This window comes from Streptomyces prunicolor (assembly GCF_045162825.1).
GTDB lineage: Bacteria > Actinomycetota > Actinomycetes > Streptomycetales > Streptomycetaceae > Streptomyces > Streptomyces prunicolor.
Genome location: NZ_CP108676.1, coordinates 4,810,405 through 4,827,462, shown reverse-complemented (window position 1 = coordinate 4,827,462; position 17,058 = coordinate 4,810,405). Strand labels below are relative to the sequence as shown.

General features: G+C 68.8%; 19 protein-coding genes and 1 riboswitch. Of the genes, 13 read left to right on the top strand and 6 right to left on the bottom strand.

Going from position 1 to position 17,058, the window contains the following annotated elements:
• Window positions 1-2: 2 nt before the first annotated feature.
• The 3 genes from OG588_RS21805 to otsB all read left to right on the top strand — a co-directional run bounded on the left by OG588_RS21805 (window position 3) and on the right by otsB (window position 2,494).
• Complete coding sequence (locus OG588_RS21805) at window positions 3-1,247, top strand: extracellular solute-binding protein (protein WP_405948761.1); 1,245 nt, start codon at window positions 3-5, stop codon at window positions 1,245-1,247.
• 55 nt (window positions 1,248-1,302) lie between these two features.
• On the top strand, window positions 1,303-1,557 hold the full coding sequence (locus OG588_RS21800) for a DUF3263 domain-containing protein (protein ID WP_405948760.1): 255 nt from the start codon (window positions 1,303-1,305) through the stop codon (window positions 1,555-1,557).
• Between the two features lie 73 nt (window positions 1,558-1,630).
• Window positions 1,631-2,494 carry a trehalose-phosphatase gene (gene otsB, locus OG588_RS21795; RefSeq protein ID WP_405948759.1) on the top strand — a complete coding sequence of 288 codons (864 nt, stop codon included), beginning with the start codon at window positions 1,631-1,633 and terminating at the stop codon, window positions 2,492-2,494.
• Window positions 2,495-2,580: 86 nt separating this feature from the next.
• On the opposite strand, the gene OG588_RS21790 is transcribed toward otsB, so the two are convergent.
• Together OG588_RS21790 and OG588_RS21785 are read right to left on the bottom strand one after the other, a co-directional pair.
• On the bottom strand, window positions 2,581-3,987 hold the full coding sequence (locus OG588_RS21790) for a trehalose-6-phosphate synthase (RefSeq protein ID WP_405948758.1): 1,407 nt from the start codon (window positions 3,985-3,987) through the stop codon (window positions 2,581-2,583).
• Window positions 3,988-4,092: 105 nt separating this feature from the next.
• Window positions 4,093-5,037, bottom strand: a complete 945-nt coding sequence (locus OG588_RS21785) for a glucosyl-3-phosphoglycerate synthase (protein ID WP_405948757.1) — start codon at window positions 5,035-5,037, stop codon at window positions 4,093-4,095.
• A 190-nt stretch (window positions 5,038-5,227) separates the two neighbouring features.
• Window positions 5,228-5,385: riboswitch (SAM riboswitch) on the top strand.
• A gap of 15 nt (window positions 5,386-5,400) precedes the next feature.
• On the opposite strand from OG588_RS21785, the gene thrC reads away from it, so the two are divergent.
• The 9 genes from thrC to OG588_RS21740 all read left to right on the top strand — a co-directional run bounded on the left by thrC (window position 5,401) and on the right by OG588_RS21740 (window position 14,059).
• Window positions 5,401-6,696, top strand: a complete 1,296-nt coding sequence (thrC, locus tag OG588_RS21780; protein ID WP_405948756.1) for a threonine synthase — start codon at window positions 5,401-5,403, stop codon at window positions 6,694-6,696.
• 86 nt (window positions 6,697-6,782) lie between these two features.
• On the top strand, window positions 6,783-7,058 hold the full coding sequence (locus tag OG588_RS21775) for a MoaD/ThiS family protein (protein ID WP_405948755.1): 276 nt from the start codon (window positions 6,783-6,785) through the stop codon (window positions 7,056-7,058).
• 431 nt (window positions 7,059-7,489) lie between these two features.
• Window positions 7,490-7,696 carry a cold-shock protein gene (locus OG588_RS21770; protein ID WP_019057200.1) on the top strand — a complete coding sequence of 69 codons (207 nt, stop codon included), beginning with the start codon at window positions 7,490-7,492 and terminating at the stop codon, window positions 7,694-7,696.
• A 396-nt stretch (window positions 7,697-8,092) separates the two neighbouring features.
• Window positions 8,093-9,721 (top strand): chaperonin GroEL, encoded by a 1,629-nt coding sequence (gene groL / locus OG588_RS21765; RefSeq protein WP_200690012.1) that lies wholly within the window; start codon window positions 8,093-8,095, stop codon window positions 9,719-9,721.
• 254 nt (window positions 9,722-9,975) lie between these two features.
• Window positions 9,976-11,106, top strand: coding sequence for an NADH:flavin oxidoreductase (locus OG588_RS21760; protein WP_405948754.1), 1,131 nt, complete (start codon window positions 9,976-9,978; stop codon window positions 11,104-11,106).
• A 250-nt stretch (window positions 11,107-11,356) separates the two neighbouring features.
• Window positions 11,357-11,953: a GNAT family N-acetyltransferase gene (locus OG588_RS21755; RefSeq protein ID WP_405953181.1), complete on the top strand. Its 597-nt coding sequence runs from the start codon at window positions 11,357-11,359 to the stop codon at window positions 11,951-11,953.
• Window positions 11,954-12,000: 47 nt separating this feature from the next.
• Entirely contained in the window at window positions 12,001-12,888 is an 888-nt protein-coding gene (locus OG588_RS21750) for a metallophosphoesterase family protein (RefSeq protein WP_405948753.1), read from the top strand.
• 24 nt (window positions 12,889-12,912) lie between these two features.
• On the top strand, window positions 12,913-13,299 hold the full coding sequence (locus OG588_RS21745; protein WP_405948752.1) for a MerR family transcriptional regulator: 387 nt from the start codon (window positions 12,913-12,915) through the stop codon (window positions 13,297-13,299).
• The gene (locus OG588_RS21740; protein ID WP_405948751.1) at window positions 13,250-14,059 is read left to right on the top strand and encodes an NADPH-dependent F420 reductase; all 810 of its coding nucleotides are present in this window, start codon (window positions 13,250-13,252) and stop codon (window positions 14,057-14,059) included. Before OG588_RS21745 ends, OG588_RS21740 begins: the two co-directional genes overlap by 50 nt.
• A gap of 19 nt (window positions 14,060-14,078) precedes the next feature.
• Here OG588_RS21740 and OG588_RS21735 read toward each other — a convergent pair whose 3' ends face one another.
• The 4 genes from OG588_RS21735 to OG588_RS21720 all read right to left on the bottom strand — a co-directional run bounded on the left by OG588_RS21735 (window position 14,079) and on the right by OG588_RS21720 (window position 16,534).
• Window positions 14,079-14,645 carry a hypothetical protein gene (locus OG588_RS21735; protein ID WP_019057212.1) on the bottom strand — a complete coding sequence of 189 codons (567 nt, stop codon included), beginning with the start codon at window positions 14,643-14,645 and terminating at the stop codon, window positions 14,079-14,081.
• A 73-nt stretch (window positions 14,646-14,718) separates the two neighbouring features.
• Window positions 14,719-15,390 carry an SCO4225 family membrane protein gene (locus OG588_RS21730; RefSeq protein ID WP_405948750.1) on the bottom strand — a complete coding sequence of 224 codons (672 nt, stop codon included), beginning with the start codon at window positions 15,388-15,390 and terminating at the stop codon, window positions 14,719-14,721.
• 108 nt (window positions 15,391-15,498) lie between these two features.
• A complete protein-coding gene (locus tag OG588_RS21725) occupies window positions 15,499-15,711 on the bottom strand; it encodes a DUF397 domain-containing protein (protein WP_405948749.1) in 213 nt (70 codons plus the stop codon).
• Window positions 15,692-16,534 (bottom strand): helix-turn-helix domain-containing protein, encoded by an 843-nt coding sequence (locus tag OG588_RS21720; protein WP_405948748.1) that lies wholly within the window; start codon window positions 16,532-16,534, stop codon window positions 15,692-15,694. The genes OG588_RS21725 and OG588_RS21720 overlap by 20 nt, the downstream gene beginning before the upstream one ends.
• A 111-nt stretch (window positions 16,535-16,645) precedes the next feature.
• On the opposite strand from OG588_RS21720, the gene OG588_RS21715 reads away from it, so the two are divergent.
• Window positions 16,646-17,038 carry a hypothetical protein gene (locus OG588_RS21715; RefSeq protein ID WP_019057217.1) on the top strand — a complete coding sequence of 131 codons (393 nt, stop codon included), beginning with the start codon at window positions 16,646-16,648 and terminating at the stop codon, window positions 17,036-17,038.
• The last annotated feature ends 20 nt before the right edge of the window (window positions 17,039-17,058 follow it).

Genomic DNA, 17,058 nt, shown 5'->3' with positions numbered 1-17,058 from the left:
GAATGATCGCGGCGACGTCCGTACTGGGCATGACGGCGGTCCTCGGTGGCTGTGGCCTCGGCGGGGGCTCCGGTGAGGTCACCCTGAGACTGGTCGCCGCCGACTACGGCGACTCCGCGTCCAACAGTTCGCAGAAATACTGGGACAAGCTCGTCAAGGCGTACGAAGCCAAGCACGCGAACGTCAAGGTCGAGGTCAGCGTCTACTCCTGGAACGACGTCGACCGCAAGGTCAAGGAGCTGGTCGCCGCCGGCAAGGCGCCCGACATGGCGCAGATCGGCGCGTACGCGGACTACGCGGCGGCGGGCAAGTTGTACTCCACCGCCGACCTGCTCTCCATCCCCGTCGAGGCCGACTTCCTGGAGCCGCTCGCCGACGCGGGGGAGGTGAAGCACAACAAATACGGCCTGCCGTTCGCCGCATCTACGCGCGTCCTCTTCTACAACAAGACCCTCTTCACCGAGGCAGGCATCACCCCGCCGAAGGACTGGAGCGAGCTGGCCGCCGACGCGGAGGCGTTGAAGGAGAAGGGCGTGAAGTACCCCTTCGCGCTGCCGCTCGGCTCGGAGGAGGCACAGGCCGAGACCATGCAGTGGCTGCTCGGCGGGGGCGGCGGCTACACCGACGACATCGGCACGTACACCCTCGACTCCACCGAGAACGTCTCCACCTTCACCTGGCTGCGCGACAATCTCGTCGCCAAGGGCCTGACCGGGCCCGTCGCACCGGCCGAGCTGAACCGCGCGGACGCGTTCGCCGCCTTCGCCGACGGTGACGTCGGCATGCTCAACGGACACCCGACCCTCATCCAGCAGGCCGCCAAGAAGGGCGTCAAGTTCGGCACGGTCGCGATGCCCGGCCGTAACGGCAAGGCCAAGACCACGATGGGCGTCGCCGACTGGATGACCGCGTTCAAGCAGAACGGCCACCGCGAGCAGATCGGCGACTTCCTCGACTACGTCTACAGCGAGCAGAACGTCCTCGCCTTCTCCCGCGAGTACGACCTCCTGCCCGTGACCAACTCCGCGTCCGAGGCGATGCAGGCATCGACGCAGGACAAGGATCTGCGGCCCTTCCTGGAGGAACTCCCGCTGTCCACGCTCTACCCGGTCGGCAACACCTCCTGGGCCGCGGTCAGCGCGGACATCAAGAAGGGGATAGGGCGGGCGGTGGCCGCGAACGGCAACCCCGCGGCGGTGCTGGGGCAGTTGCAGGCGGCGGCGACGTTGGCGGAGAGCGGTAAGTAGCAGCGGTCGAGCAGGGGGCGGGGCCGGTGTCGGTGGCGGGGTTTACGGTGCAGGCATGGACAAGGACCGGCCGCCGCCGCGGCTTCCCGCGCTCAACCGGAGGGAACAGGACATCCTCGCGCTGGAGCGCCGCGGCTTTTCGGGCCCCGGTGTGAAGGAGCGCGCGATCCGCGAGGAGCTGGGCCTGGCCCCCGTGCGCTACTACCAGCTGCTCAACGCCCTGCTGGACGACGAGCGGGCGCTGGCCCACGACCCGGTGACGGTGAACAGGCTGAGACGGGTGCGGGAGACGCGGCGCTCGGAGCGGTGAGGGCAGGTGCGGGTCCTGGCCGTGCGTCGTCGGGCGACGAGTGAGCCGGGCCCCGCGCGGATAGGGTCGCCGTATGGGCAGCCCTAAGGACTCCACCGATTCCCTGCACGCACTGCCGACCCCAGTGACCCCCGCCGGGCGCGAGGGCCTGGAGGCGATCCTCGCGAACCCCGCCACCGCGGTGATCGGCCTCGACTTCGACGGCACGCTCGCACCGATCGTGCCGGACCCCGAGCAGGCCCGCGCCCACCCGGGCGCGGTACCGGCGCTGGCCGCACTCGCCCCGAAGGTGGCGTCCGTGGCCGTGATCACCGGCCGCCCGGCCGGAGTGGCGGTCCGCAACGGCGGCTTCGCGGGCGTACCGGGCCTGCACCACCTCGTCGTCCTGGGCCACTACGGCACGGAACGCTGGGACGCGGTGAGCAGCACCGTGAGCGCCCCCGCGCCGCACCCCGGGGTCGCGGCGGTCCGCGCCGAACTCCCGGGCTTCCTGGACGGGATCGGCGCCTGGCAGGGCACCTGGATCGAGGAGAAGGGTCGCGCGCTGGCGGTCCACACCCGCAGGGCGACCGACCCCCAGGCGGCCTTCGAAGCCCTCCGCGCCCCCCTCACCGACCTGGCCACCCGCCACGGCCTGATCGTCGAACCGGGCCGCATGGTCCTGGAGTTGCGCCCGCCGGGCATGGACAAAGGCGTGGCTCTCCTCGACTACCTCCGCGAGACCGGCGCCGAGTCCGTCCTCTACGCCGGCGACGACCTGGGCGACCTTCCCGCGTTCGCAGCGGTGGAGAAACTCCGCTCGGACGGCGTTCCGGGTCTGCTGGTGTGCAGCGGCAGCTCGGAGGTCGCGGAACTCTCGGACCGGGCGGACCTGGTGGTGGACGGCCCGGCGGGGGTCGTAGCACTGCTGGCGGCGATCGCGGCTCAACTGGGCTGAGCGGGACCGGGGGGAGGGGGGTGTTCTGAAAAGTGTGTCACTTTCGGCGAAAGTGACACACTTTTTCGGAGAGGGTGTCCCGGCGCTCAGCCCTGGAGCGCGTTCAGCTGTTCCAGGAACCACTGGGCCGGGGGGAGGGCCGTGGCCGCGGCGGTGAGTCGCTTCGTTCGCTCGGCCCGTTCCCCGGCCGGCATGGTCAACGCCTCGTGGAGGGCGGTGGCCGTGCCGATGACGTCGTACGGGTTGACCGGGATCGCGTCCTCGCCCAACTCCTCGTACGCGCCCGCCTCTCGGGAGAGGACCAGGACGCAGCCCTCGTCGGAGACGACCGGGACCTCCTTGGCGACGAGGTTCATGCCGTCGCGGATGGGGTTGACCAGCGCGACGTCGGCCAGGCGGTACGCGGCCAGGGAGCGGGCGAAGTCGTCCTTGACGTGGAGCACCACCGGGGTCCAACCGGGCGTGCCGTAGCGGGAGTTGATCTCGTCCGCCACCCGCTGCACCTCGGCCGTGTAGTCGCGGTAGACGGCGAGGTCCTGCCGGGAGGGGTAGGCGAACGCCACGTGGACCACCTGTTCCAGCAACTCCGGGTGGTCGTCGAGGAGTTGGCGGTACGCCAGGAGTCCGCGCACGATGTTCTTGGACAGTTCGGTGCGGTCGACGCGGACGATCGTCCTGCGCCCCTCGCCGATCTCCTCGCGCAGCGCGACGATGCGCTCCTCCACGTCCGACTCGTGCGAGCGGGCGCGCAGGAAGTCGGCGTCGGCGCCCAGGCCGTGGACGCCGATCAGCGTGTCACCCGGGCCCCCGGCGAACTCCGTACAGCAGGCCGTGAACGCGTCCGCCCAGCGGTGGGTGAGGAAGCCGAGCCGGTCCGCGCCGAGCATGCCGGTCAGCAGTTGCTCACGGATGTCGTCCGGCAGCATCCGGAAGTAGTCCGTCGGCGCCCACGGCGTGTGCGAGAAGTGGCCGATCCGCAGGTCCGGCCTCAACTCCCGCAGCATTCCCGGCACCAGGCACAGGTGGTAGTCCTGCACGATCGCGACGGCACCCTCCGCCGCCTCATCCGCCAACGCCTCCGCGAACGCCCGGTTGTACGTCTCGTACGACGCCCACTGGCGCCGGAACTCCGCGTCGAAGACCGGCTCCAGCGGGGTCTGGTACAGCATGTGGTGGACGAACCAGAGCACGGAGTTGGCGATGCCGTTGTACGCGTCGGCGTGCACATCTGCCGGGATGTCCAGCATCCGCACGCCGTCCTCGCCGACCCCGCGCCGTACCGCCTCGCGGTCGCCGTCGGACAGTGCCGAGCACACCCACAGCGCGCCCGCGTCCGGGCCGATCGCCGACAGGCCTGACACCAGCCCGCCGCCACCCCGCTTGGCGCGCAGCGAACCGTCGTCGCCCACCTCGTACGAGACCGGGCCGCGATTGGACGCCACGAGCACCTGAGCAGCACCGGACGCGGACGAGGGAGACGACGTAGAAGCCATACGGCACAACCTAGCCCGGCCCGGAAACGCTCAAACGTACGGACGGCCGTCGGCGGACTGTATGAGTCCGTATACGACCGTCCGTGAGCGTCTGTAACTGTGCGGTTATGCGACCTTGCGTGACTGGTACTCGGTGATGTCGGCCATCGGCGGGCGTTCCTCCGTGTCCACGGAGTAGGTGCGCGGCTCGAAACCGTCCGGACCCCGCTCGAACTGGGTGAGGGACGGCCGGATCAGATGCCCGCGGGCCAGCCTCAGCTGAGCCGTGCGGTAGATCTGCGCGGCCATGCGGCCCAGCGCCTGCCCGTCCTGGTGCCGGTGCTTGCGCACGCCCACGTCCACCTGCGCGAGGGCGTCCAGGCCCACCAGGTGCAGCGCGTCGACGAGCATGCCCAGCTCGATGCCGTACCCGACGGGGAACGGCAGTTGTTCGAGCAGGGAGCGGCGGGCCGCGTACTCGCCGCCGAGCGGCTGCACGAAACCGGCCAGCTGCGGCCAGTGCATGTTCAGCAGCGGGCGGGCCATCATCTCGGTGACCCGGCCGCCCTGGCCGGCCGCGCCGCCGAGCGGGCGGTCGTACATCGCCTTGACGAGGTCGACGCCGGGGTCGGTGAGCAGCGGGCCCACGATCCCGGTGACGAAGTCGGAGGAGAACTCCTTCAGGTCCGCGTCGATGAAGCAGACGATGTCGCCGCTGGTGACCAGCAGCGAGCGCCACAGCACCTCGCCCTTGCCGGGCACGGCGGGAATGCGCGGCAGGATGTCGTCCCGGTGCACGACCCGGGCGCCCGCCGCGGCGGCCACCTCGGAGGTGCGGTCGGTCGACCCCGAGTCGACGACGACGATCTCGTCGACGAGCGGGACCTGCTGCATGAGGTCGTGACGGATGATCGCGACGATGTCGCCGACCGTCGCTTCCTCGTTGAGCGCGGGGAGCACGACGGAGACCGACTGGCCCGTACGGTGCTTCGCGGCCAGGATCTTGTGGAGCGGCCGGTCGGTCATGGACCAGGAGCGGGTGCTCAGCCAGTGCTCGACTTCCTTCAGCACGTTGCGCGGCTCCTCTGCGTTCTCTCGGCGATCAGTGATCACACAGAGTGTGTGATCCATCTCGCGGTTCGGACGGCTCACTCAACTGTCCTGGCCTTCGGTTACAGTCTTGAACAACGCTGATGACCATCGCATGTCGGGGGTCGTCAACGCTCACGCAAGTGACACAACCGCATACACAACTGAACACCGCTCATCCAGAGGGGCAGAGGGATACGGCCCGTTGAAGCCCCGGCAACCCTCCAGCCGGTCTTGGCACGCAGCTAGCACGCTGACGTGGTGAGGCTCCCGGCTCGGGAAGGTGCCAAATCCGTCTCATGGCGAAATGCGTCATGAGGAAGATGAGGAAAGGGCCTCGCCTCCATGGCTGCGCAGACTGTTGCAAGCACCACGAACCCCGTAGACGCCGTTGATCTCGGCCCCGCCGCCGCGCTGTCCTGCCGCGAGTGCGGCCACCGCGTCCCGCTCGGCCCGGTCTTCGCGTGCGAGGAGTGTTTCGGCCCGCTGGAGATCGCCTACGACTTCTCGGGCTACGACACCGAAGAGCTCCGCAAGCGCATCGAAGCGGGCCCCGCGAACATCTGGCGTTACGCGCCCCTGCTGCCCGTCCCCGCCGACGTGGCCGACAAGCCGAACATCAACCCCGGCTGGACCAAGCTCGTCCAGGCCGACAACCTCGCCCGCGAACTGGGCGTCGACGCGGGCAAGTTGTTCGTCAAGGACGACTCCGGCAACCCGACGCACTCCTTCAAGGACCGCGTCGTGGCCCAGGCCATCGAAGCGGCCCGCGCCTTCAACTTCACCACCCTCTCCTGCTCCTCCACCGGCAACCTCGCCGGCGCCGTCGGTGCCGCCGCGGCCCGCGCCGGCTTCCGCTCCTGCGTGTTCATCCCGCACGACCTGGAGCAGGGCAAGGTCGTCATGGCCGCGATCTACGGCGGCGAGCTCGTCGGCATCGAGGGCAACTACGACGACGTGAACCGCTTCTGCTCCGAGCTGATCGGCGACCCGGCGGGCGAGGGCTGGGGCTTCGTCAACGTCAACCTCCGGCCGTACTACGCGGAGGGCTCCAAGACCCTGGCGTACGAGATCTGCGAGCAGCTGGGGTGGCGGCTGCCGGACCAGCTGGTCGTGCCGATCGCCTCCGGGTCGCAGCTCACGAAGATCGACAAGGGCCTGCAGGAGCTGATCAAGCTCGGGCTCGTCGAGGACAAGCCGTACAAGATCTTCGGGGCGCAGGCGGAGGGGTGTTCGCCGGTTTCCGTCGCCTACAAGGCGGGGCATGACGTCGTACGGCCGCAGAAGCCGAACACGATCGCCAAGTCGCTCGCCATCGGGAACCCCGCGGATGGTCCTTACGTGCTGGACATTGCTCGGCGGACCGGTGGGGCGGTGGAGGACGTCAATGACGAGCAGGTTGTCGACGCGATCAAGTTGCTTGCGCGGACCGAGGGGATCTTTGCGGAGACCGCGGGTGGGGTGACCGTTGGTGTGGCGAAGAAGCTGATCGAGAACGGGTTGTTGGATCCGACCCTCACGACGGTGGTCCTCAACACGGGCGACGGGCTCAAGACGTTGGACGCGGTTGCCGGTACCGGGCTCACCGCGACGATCCGGCCGAGTCTTGAGTCGTTCAGGGAAGCTGGGCTTGCGTCCTAAGCGTCGTTCTCTGACTGCGGGCCGGTGGGGGCTGGTCGCGCAGTTCCCCGCGCCCCTAGGGCAATCATCTGACCGGAGGTTTCATCGTGAGCGTTAGTGTCCGCATCCCTACCATTCTTCGCACCTACACCGGTGGTCAGGCCGAGGTCTCCGCCGAAGGTGGCACCCTCGCCGAGGTCATCTCGGACCTTGAGAAGAACCACGCCGGGATCTCTGCCCGCGTGCTCGACGATCAGGGCAAGTTGCGGCGGTTCGTCAACGTGTACGTGAATGATGACGATGTGCGGTTCGAGCAGGGGCTGGAGACGGTCACGCCGGACGGGGCCGGCGTCTCGATCATTCCGGCCGTTGCCGGTGGCTGATAATTACCCTCGGTAACGCCGATTACCGAGAGTTCATCGAATTGCCCCCTCCGTGAGAGAAACGGAGGGGGCAATTCTGTATGGTTGAGCGGGGTACAGTTGGGGAACGCGCTCCACTCCGCATGCCGGACGCATATGAGTACCGGCTCCGCGTGCGATGAGAAGTAGCCAAAGTGTGTAGGCATTTTGCGCGTTATGTTCTCTTTATCGGGCCCGACTTGCCCTGAAGTCGGACGAATTCTCCGTATATTCCCGACCGGTCCTGCCCGGAATTCTCGTCGGATTGACCTGTTGCAGACGGCAGTTGGGCGGATACATTCGGCCGCGGTCGACGCGTTCCGGCGCACGCCCCCAAACCTGTGGGGGGTGAGGTCTGACCCGGATCCGCGAAGTGCGGGTCCGTGCAAGGGCCAGTAATAGGGGAGTTAGGCATGGCTCAGGGCACCGTCAAATGGTTCAACGCGGAGAAGGGGTACGGCTTCATCGCGGTCGACGGTGGTGCGGATGTTTTCGTCCACTACAGCGCGATTCAAATGGACGGCTACCGCACCCTGGAAGAGGGTCAGCGGGTCGATTTCGAGATCTCGCAGGGTCAGAAGGGGCCGCAGGCGGACATGGTCCGGCTCGCGACCAGCTGAAGCACGCGCCGACGAACAGCAGCGACGTTCTTCGTTCCTCACCGAAGGGCTCGTACTCCTGGGGGGTCACCTCCTGGGGTACGAGCCCTTCGGCATGCCCGGAGCCATGCCCGGAGCCATGCCCGGAGCCATCGGCGTGCGCGGCGTTCTCCCTCGCGCTCCCTCGCGCGCGCCCGCGAAGAGCAAAGGCCCAGAACCCGGGAGCCGCTTGCACTCGACCATGCCGAGTGCTAATCATTGGCGTTAGCACTCTGAAGGTGAGAGTGATAACGAAGGACCGGGTGGGTGAGGCCCGCAGGCCAGGTGGTGCAAGGAATCACAGGGCAGGCAGGCCGTCCGTCGCGGGCGCCAGCGCGGTCCGGAGCAATCCACCCCAGTCCGGGAGGACCACTTCACATGGCCAAGATCATCGCGTTCGACGAGGAGGCACGGCGCGGTCTCGAGCGCGGGATGAACCAGCTCGCCGACGCCGTCAAGGTCACCCTTGGCCCCAAGGGCCGCAACGTCGTCCTCGAGAAGAAGTGGGGCGCCCCCACGATCACCAACGATGGTGTTTCCATCGCCAAGGAGATCGAGCTCGAGGACCCGTACGAGAAGATCGGCGCCGAGCTGGTCAAGGAAGTCGCCAAGAAGACGGACGACGTCGCCGGCGACGGTACGACCACGGCGACCGTGCTCGCCCAGGCCCTCGTCAAGGAGGGTCTGCGCAACGTAGCCGCCGGCGCCAACCCGATGGCCCTCAAGCGCGGTATCGAGAAGGCCGTCGAGGCCGTCTCCGGTGCCCTGCTGGAGCAGGCCAAGGACGTGGAGACCAAGGAGCAGATCGCTTCGACGGCCTCCATCTCCGCCGCCGACACCCAGATCGGCGAGCTCATCGCCGAGGCGATGGACAAGGTCGGCAAGGAAGGCGTCATCACCGTCGAGGAGTCCCAGACCTTCGGGCTGGAGCTTGAGCTCACCGAAGGTATGCGCTTCGACAAGGGCTACATCTCGGCGTACTTCGCCACCGACATGGAGCGTATGGAGGCCGTCCTCGACGACCCGTACATCCTGATCGCCAACTCGAAGATCGCCAACGTCAAGGACCTGCTCCCGCTCCTGGAGAAGGTCATGCAGTCGGGCAAGCCGCTGCTGATCATCGCCGAGGACGTCGAGGGCGAGGCCCTGTCCACGCTGGTCGTCAACAAGATCCGCGGCACCTTCAAGTCCGTCGCCGTCAAGGCTCCGGGCTTCGGTGACCGTCGCAAGGCCATGCTCGGCGACATCGCCATCCTCACGGGCGGCGAGGTCATCTCCGAGGAGGTCGGCCTCAAGCTGGAGAACGCGACCGTGGATCTCCTCGGCCGCGCCCGCAAGGTCGTCATCACCAAGGACGAGACGACGATCGTCGACGGCTCGGGCTCGGCGGACCAGGTTGCCGGTCGCGTCAACCAGATCCGCGCCGAGATCGAGAACAGCGACTCGGACTACGACCGCGAGAAGCTCCAGGAGCGCCTCGCCAAGCTCGCGGGTGGCGTCGCCGTCATCAAGGCGGGCGCGGCCACCGAGGTCGAGCTCAAGGAGCGCAAGCACCGCATCGAGGACGCCGTTCGCAACGCGAAGGCGGCCGTCGAGGAGGGCATCGTCGCCGGTGGCGGCGTCGCGCTCATCCAGGCGGGCCACGTCTTCGAGAAGCTTGAGCTCGAAGGTGACGAGGCCACCGGTGCCGCGATCGTGAAGCTGGCCCTTGAGGCCCCGCTGAAGCAGATCGCCGTCAACGGTGGTCTCGAAGGCGGAGTCGTCGTCGAGAAGGTCCGCAACCTGCCCATCGGTCACGGCCTCAACGCCGCCACCGGTGAGTACGTGGACATGATCGCCGAGGGCATCATCGACCCGGCGAAGGTCACGCGCTCTGCCCTGCAGAACGCCGCGTCCATCGCCGCGCTCTTCCTCACCACCGAGGCCGTCATCGCCGACAAGCCCGAGAAGGCCGGTGCCGGCGCGGGCGCCGGTGGCGGCATGCCGGGCGGTGACATGGACTTCTGATCGACCTCTGGTTGATCAACGGTCTTACCGAGGGCGGTACTTCCTGCTTCTGGCAGGGGGTACCGCCCTCGGGCGTGTCCGGTATCACAGGGCGCGGCGCCGACCGGTCGGAATGAAGGTCTTGGCCGGAAGGTTGTCGTTGACGCATGATCGATGCATACGCACATACCGTCCGGTACCTGATGTCTGACGTCTGGCGTTTGATGTCTGGTACCTGATGCCCGATACCCGGTAGTCCCGAGGAGCCCCCACACGTGTCTACGACCGCCCCCGCCTCCCGAGCGGCCGAAATCCTCGGCCGTCCGATCACCCTCAACGGCCTGACCGTCCCGAACCGGATCGTGATGGCGCCGATGACCCGGCAGTTCTCGCCGGGCGGCATCCCCGGTGAGGATGTGGTCGGGTACTACTCCCGCCGTGCCGCCGCGGGTGTGGGCCTCATCGTCACCGAGGGGACCTACGTCGGCCACGAGTCCGCCGGGCAGAGCGACGACATCCCGCGCTTCCACGGCGAGGAGCAGCTCGCCGGCTGGGCGAAGGTGGCCGAGGGCGTGCACGCGGCGGGCGGCACGATCGTGCCGCAGCTGTGGCACATCGGCATGGTCCGCGAGCAGGGCCAGCCGCCGTACGCGGACGCGCCCGCCGTCGGCCCGTCCGGGCTGCGGATCGGCAGCGACGAGGTCACCGGTACGGCGATGACGCAGCGGGACCTGGACGACGTCATCGGAGCGTTCGCCGAGGCGGCTGCGGCGGCGGAGCGGATCGGTTTCGACGGGGTCGAACTGCACGGGGCCCACGGCTATCTCCTCGACCAGTTCCTGTACGCGGGCACCAACCGCCGTACGGACGCCTACGGCGGTGACGCGGTCGCCCGGACGAAGTTCGCGGCGGAGATCGTGGCGGCGGTCCGGGAGACGGTGTCGCCGGAGTTCCCGATCATCTTCCGTTACTCGCAGTGGAAGCAGGACGTCTACGGCGCCCGGCTGGCGGAGACGCCGGAGGAGCTGGACGCGATCCTGACCCCGCTCGCGGCGGCGGGAGTCGACGTCTTCCACGCCTCGACCCGCCGCTACTGGCTCCCCGAGTTCGAGGAGGCCGGCTCCGATCTCAACCTCGCGGGCTGGACGAAGAAGCTCACCGGCAAGCAGACCATCACGGTCGGTTCGGTCGGCCTCGACGGGGACTTCCTCAAGGGGTTCCGGGGTGAGGGCGCTCCGCTCAAGGGCATCGACGACCTCCTCGACAGCCTGGAGCGGGACGAGTTCGACATGGTGGCGGTCGGGCGGGCGCTGCTTCAGGACCCGGAGTGGGCCGCCAAGGTCCTCGCCGGGCGGGTGGAGGAGCTGGCGCCGTATGACGCGGCGGCGCTGCGCTCGCTGAGCTGAGCTGAGCTGAGTTCTGGGTGCGGGTGGGTGGGGGTGGCCGTCCCTGGGGGCTGCGCCCCCAGACCCCCATCGGCCCTGAAGGGGCCTCGTCCTCAAACGCCGGACGGGCTGAGTAATGCCGGCCTGCGTCAGTAGGTGCCGGCCGGGCTGGATTTGCCGGCCGGAGTGGGGAGTGCCGGACGGAGTGCGGAGTGCCGGACGGGCTGGGGAGTGTCGGACAGGCCGGGGAGTGATGCGTACCGTGAGCCGTATGACCTTCGCCTGCCGTACAGCCACCTCCGCCGATCTCGACGCGATCGTCTCCACCTTCACCAGCGCCTTCTTCCACGACCCGCTCTGGGGGCCGGCGTTTCCGGATGAGCGGCGGCGGGCCGAGCAGGCGGCCGTGATGTGGCGGGTCTATGCCGGTTCCGCGCTGCGCTACCCCTGGACGCTGGTGACGCCGGAGGTGGAGGCCGCGGCGGTCTTCATTCCGCCGGGCGGGGTCGAGTTGACCGAGGAGGAGGCCGCTGGGCTGGAGGGGCGGCTGGCCGGGGCCACGGATGCGGGGACCGCGCGGGCGATCATGGTGGTGGGGGAGCAGTTCGAGGCGGTGCATCCCACCGAGCCGTTCTTCTACCTCACCATTCTGGGCACGCACGCCGACCATCGGGGCAAGGGCCTGGGCATGGGCCTGGTGACGGAGGGGCTTGCCCGGATCGACGCGCTCGGTGCCCCCGTCTACCTGGAGTCGACCAACCCGGCCAACAACAAGCGGTACGAGAGCGTCGGCTTCGTGGCCCGCGACGAGATCGTCACCGCCGGCGGCCAGGTGGTCACGACGATGTGGCGTCCGGCCACCCGTTGAGCCGTGGCTATTGGTGGGGGTCCCAACTCGGGCTAGCGTTCCCGGACATGAGGATTCTCCACCTGTCCGACACCCACCTGGAGCGCACCGACGCCCCCAACCGGCACGGGTTCAGCGCGACCGACTCCCTGCGGCTGATGCTCGCCGAACTGCGGCACCAGCGCGGTGTGGACGCGATCGTCGTCACCGGGGACCTCGCCAACGACGGGGCGGCGGAGGCGTATGCGGCGGTGCGGGAGCTGGTGGGTGGGTTCGCGCGGAGGATGGGTGGCGTGCCGGTCTTCTACACGACCGGGAACCACGACGAACGCGAGGCGTTCGGGAAGGTGTTGGGGAGCGGGCACCTTGCCGCGGACGGTACGGACCGGGTCGTGTCCGCCGTGTTTCCGGTGGAGTTCGCGTGCGCGGCCGTGAGCGACACGGGCGGGTATCGGTTCATCACGCTCGACTCGCTGGTGCCGGGGAAGGTGTACGGCGAGTTGAGCCGGGCCCAACTGGACTGGTTGGAGGAAGAGTTGAGGACTCCGGCCGAGCACGGGACCGTCCTTGCCTTCCATCACCCGCCGATCTCCCTCGATACGCCGACCCAGCGGGCCTTCGGGCTGCGGAATCCCGGGGAGTTGGCGGACGCGATCCGGGGGAGTGACGTACGGGTCGTGCTCACCGGGCACTTCCACCTTCAGCTCTTCGGCTTTCTGGAGGCGACGCCGGTGTGGGTCACGCCCGGTGTCGTCAACCGGATCGATCTGACGACGGCGTACGGCACGGAGCGGGCGGTGCGCGGGGCTTCGGCGTCGCTGGTGGAGCTGGGCGGGGAGACCGGGCCGATGTTCCACACGTTCCACGCGCGGGATCCCCGGGCGCACGAGACGGTGTACCAGTTGGATCAGGAACAGGTTCGGTCGGTCCTCGAACGGCACGCGCCCAAGGGCTGACCCTGGTGGAGGAAGGCGGCCTACGTGCACCCCGACGACATGCGGATCGGTGACCTCGCGCGCCGTACGGAGGTGTCGACCCGGCTGCTGCGCTATTACGAGAAGCAGGGCCTCCTGCACGCGCAGCGCGACGGCAACGGCTATCGCGTGTACGGGGAGTCGGCGGTCAAACGGGTCGTGATGATCCGGGAGTTGCTGGAGTCCGGGTTCACCACGGAGCTGATCCGTTCCATCCTCCGGTGCAAGGAGAACCCGCATCTCCCGGACAAGGAGCAGGAGTGTGCGACACCGGAGACTGTGGCGGCGCTGCGTCTCCAGGTGAGCAACATCGAGCGCCGTATCGACAGTCTCACGCGCACCCGTGAGGCCGTACGCGGATATCTGCGGGCCGTCGAGGCCGTGGTCGAGTAGGCGGCGGGGCCGGCGAGGGGCTGTGAAGCCTCGGTTTGACCTTGACACTAGTGCTCATGCGCAGGGTGGAGTCCACGGAGCAGTTCAGGATCCACAGGAAGTGCGGTGCAGCATGGCGAAGATTGGCATTCTCGGTGCCGGGAACATCGGCAAGCAGATCGCGCGACTGGCGGCCGCCCACGGTCACCACGTTCTCCTGAGCAATTCGCGCGGGCCGCGGAACATCCCGTACGACATCATTCTGGAGCTCGGTGAGAACGGCACGCGGTCCACGGCCGCGGAGGTCGTCGCGGAGGGCGAACTGATCGTCGTGGCCATCCCGTTGGCGAACTACTCGCAGATTCCGCAGCCGCCGGACGGGACGATCGTGATCGACGCGGGCAACTACTACCCGGACCGCGACGGTGTGATCCCCGAGCTGGAGGAGGGGCGGACGACCGTGTCCGAGCTGCTCCAGGCGCAGCTGCCCAAGGCCCGCGTGGTGAAGGCCTTCAACCACTTCCCGGCCGTCGCGCTCACCGCCGACGCGCAGCCGCCCGGTACGCCGAACCGGCGGGCGTCGATCGTCGCCGGTGACGACCCCGAGGCCCGGGCGACGGTGGCCGCGCTCGTCGACGAGTTCGGGTTCGACGCCCTGGACATCGGGGAGTTGGCGGCGGGCTGGCGCGCCGAGCGCGGCACGCCGGCCTACCTGCCCCGCTTCACCAGGGACGAGCTGGCCCAGAAGGTCCGCGAGGCCGAGCGGCAGCACACCCGCTGACCGCCTGCCCCTCGCGTCGCTAGAGGTTCCCCAGCGGCTCGATGTCCACGTGCACCGGTGTGCCCCAGACCCGCAGCACCTCGTAGTCGGTGAACTCGTGCACGAGCCGGTAAGCCATCGCGGGCCGCGAACCGCGGCGCGCGGCGTTGATGTACAGCTCGGCCTCGTGGCGGTCGCGGCGCGGGGTGCCGCAGAGCTGCCAGGCCTGGCCGTTCCACAGTTCGGGGAGCCAGCGCTGCTGGGCCTGCGGGCGGTCCTCGCGGACGCCGTAGCGGGACGGTGTGGTGTCGGTGGGCCGGGTCGGGGCGGGGCCGTTGAACTCGGAGCGGCGGGCCGAGCGGCGGCGGGTCTCGCAGAGCAGGCAGAGGTCGGGGGCGTCGGCGTCGACCGGGCCGTTCGGGTGCTCCGGGCAGCGGGTGGTGGGCGCGGCGCCGCTGACGCTGTCGTCCAGCAGGTCCAGGGCGCGCTTGAGGTCCGCCTTGACCTCGTGGAGCTTGCCGTCGGGGGTGTCGGACGCGAGGGCCTCGCCGTGCTCGCCGAGGAGGCGGAGGGCGCGGCCTAGGGCGGTCTGCTGGGCGTGGTTCATGGTTCTGTCGACGATAGTCGGCTTTGCCGCGGGCCGGTTCTCCTGGATGGGGACGGCGGCGCCCGTTCTCCGCTCAGGTGGCCGGGTGTGCCGCCCCTGCCCGGAGCCTGTGGGCGAGGTGGCCGAGCAGTACGGCGTTGGCCAGCCCGCACAGGGCCATAGTGGCGGCGACGAAGACCAGCGGGCTCGACGTCGGCAGGAGGAAGGCGAGGAAGCCGGCCGGTGCCGTGGCCATCAGCGGCCAGAGTGCGGCGAATGTCGGGTCCGCCAGGATGTAGTCGGCGCAGAGGAAGAAGACCAGCGAGGCCGCGACCATGGCGAGGTATGCCCGCGCGGGCCAGTTGTCCACGGCGGGGGCGAGCAGGGTGCGCAGCCGAGCAAGGGTCCGGGTGCGGGTGGGAGGTGCCGAGGCTGTTCGCTCCTGCGCGGTGATTGTCGTCGTCGTGGATCTCTTCGCGAGGGAGCCGAGTACGGCGGCGTTCACGAGGGCGCAGAACAGTAGCCATACCGTCCACGAGCCGAACGCCAGCGCTTGTAGCGGCCCCTCGGTGCCGGGGCCGAAGGGCAGGATCACGCTCAGCAGGGAGAGCGGCGCCGTGAGGATCAACGGGCCTGCGGCGACGGGGCTTTCCGGGGCGACGAACATCGCCGCGACGGAGACGCCCACGACGGTCAGGTAGGTCCGCGCCGGCCAGTTGTCCGTGGCGAGGGCGAGGAGACGGCGCGGGCGGGAGGTCTGCGGCATCGAGGAGTCGTCCTTCGCGTCGGTCGGTCCGGGTCGGTGAGGACAACGGTGGACCGGGGGGCGCGTTCGGACATGAGTACGGGTACCCAGGGGGAGGCGCGGAAGGACTTAGTCGGTGTGCTTGAGGTCTTCGACGAAGCCGGACCAGGCGGCGGCCCGGAAGATGAGCTTCGGGCCGAGGGGGTTCTTGGAGTCGCGGACGGGGACGAGGGTGGGATGACCGTCGGCTACTTCGAGGCAGTCCCCGCCGCTGCCGCCGCTGTAGCTGGACTTGTGCCAGGTGGCCCCGCGGAGATCGTAATCAGGGGTGTTGTTCGCCATGTTCGTAATCCTGGGCCACTGACTCGATCAACGCCAGGGAGTCCTCCGGGGAGAGCGCGGCAGCGGCGAGGAACTCGAAGGTGATCCTGTGGCGGGCGACGGCGGCCGGGGCGTCCTCCAGCCGACCCGTGCCGACGGAGTCGAAGTAGACGAGGGGCGGGGCGTCGTCGAACTCCATCAGTTTCATGCAGCCTTCCATCGAGGCATGCCCTCCCGCGTCGAAGGGCAGCACCTGCACGATGATCCGGCGCTGGTGGATCAGCCCGGTCACGTGCCGCAAGGCTGCCGCCATCACCTTCCTCCCGCCGGTCTCCCGGCGAAGTACCGCCTCGTCCAGAATCACCCAAAGCAGCGGCTTTGTTGGATGCTTGAGGATGCGGGCGCGGTCCACGCGGGCAGCCACCAGTTCGTCGATGTCCTCATCCATCGCGGTCGGCCGATAGGCGCGGAAGACGGCACGTGCGTAGTCGCGCGTCTGCAACAACCCGGAGATGAGCATGGCCTGGTACTCACGGATCGCGGTCGATACGGCTTCCGCCTCCACCGCTTCCGCGAAGTGCTCCGGGTAGCGGGACTGCGCTGCCGCGTGGCAGTTGCGGGTGAAGAAGTCGTCCGTGCCGAGGACTTCGTCGAACACGACGGCGTACTCCAGGTGCATCCGCCGTGTGCCTGCTTCGAGTTGGCCGATGAACGTGCCGCTCACGAAGAGCATCTGGCCCAACTCCGTTTGGCTGAGGCCTGCCTTCTCGCGGGCGTGGCGCAACTCCGCGCCCAGCATGGAGCGGGGGGACGAGGACGGGTCGAGGTCCTTCGGACCTGGCATGGCAACTCCATGTCGAACAGTGGGCCTGTTGGTACGCCGCCTATGGCCAGGCTAGACACCCGACCGCCACGCTGTGTTGCGAACAGCAAACTCTGTGTGGAGGTACAAGGCATGCTGCGATCGACCGAAGAAGTCGTCGCCACATTGCGGGAGGCGCTCACCGATGTCGGTGTCGTCCTGCCGTCCCTGTGTGTGGACCCGGTGACAGGCGCGAGCGACGAAAAGTTCGCGCTGGTCACCCTGGGGCGCTGCAACATCCGTACCGCCGAGAAGCTCGCGTCCGTGCTGCGCGGCGAACGGCCCCCTATCGGCGCGCACGCCGTGGACGTACGGGACGGGCGGGTCGGCGAAGTGATGGGACATGTGGGCGGGAACGTGCAGTTGCGGCCCGTGGCCGGCGGCCGGGAGTGGGACTGCCCGCCGGAGTCGACGGGGCCCGCCGGGCAGGAGGAGGTACTGCGGGCGAGGGTCCGGGAACGGAACCGCGAAGCCCGCCTGCCCTGAGCCCCTGCTCTTCCCTGAGC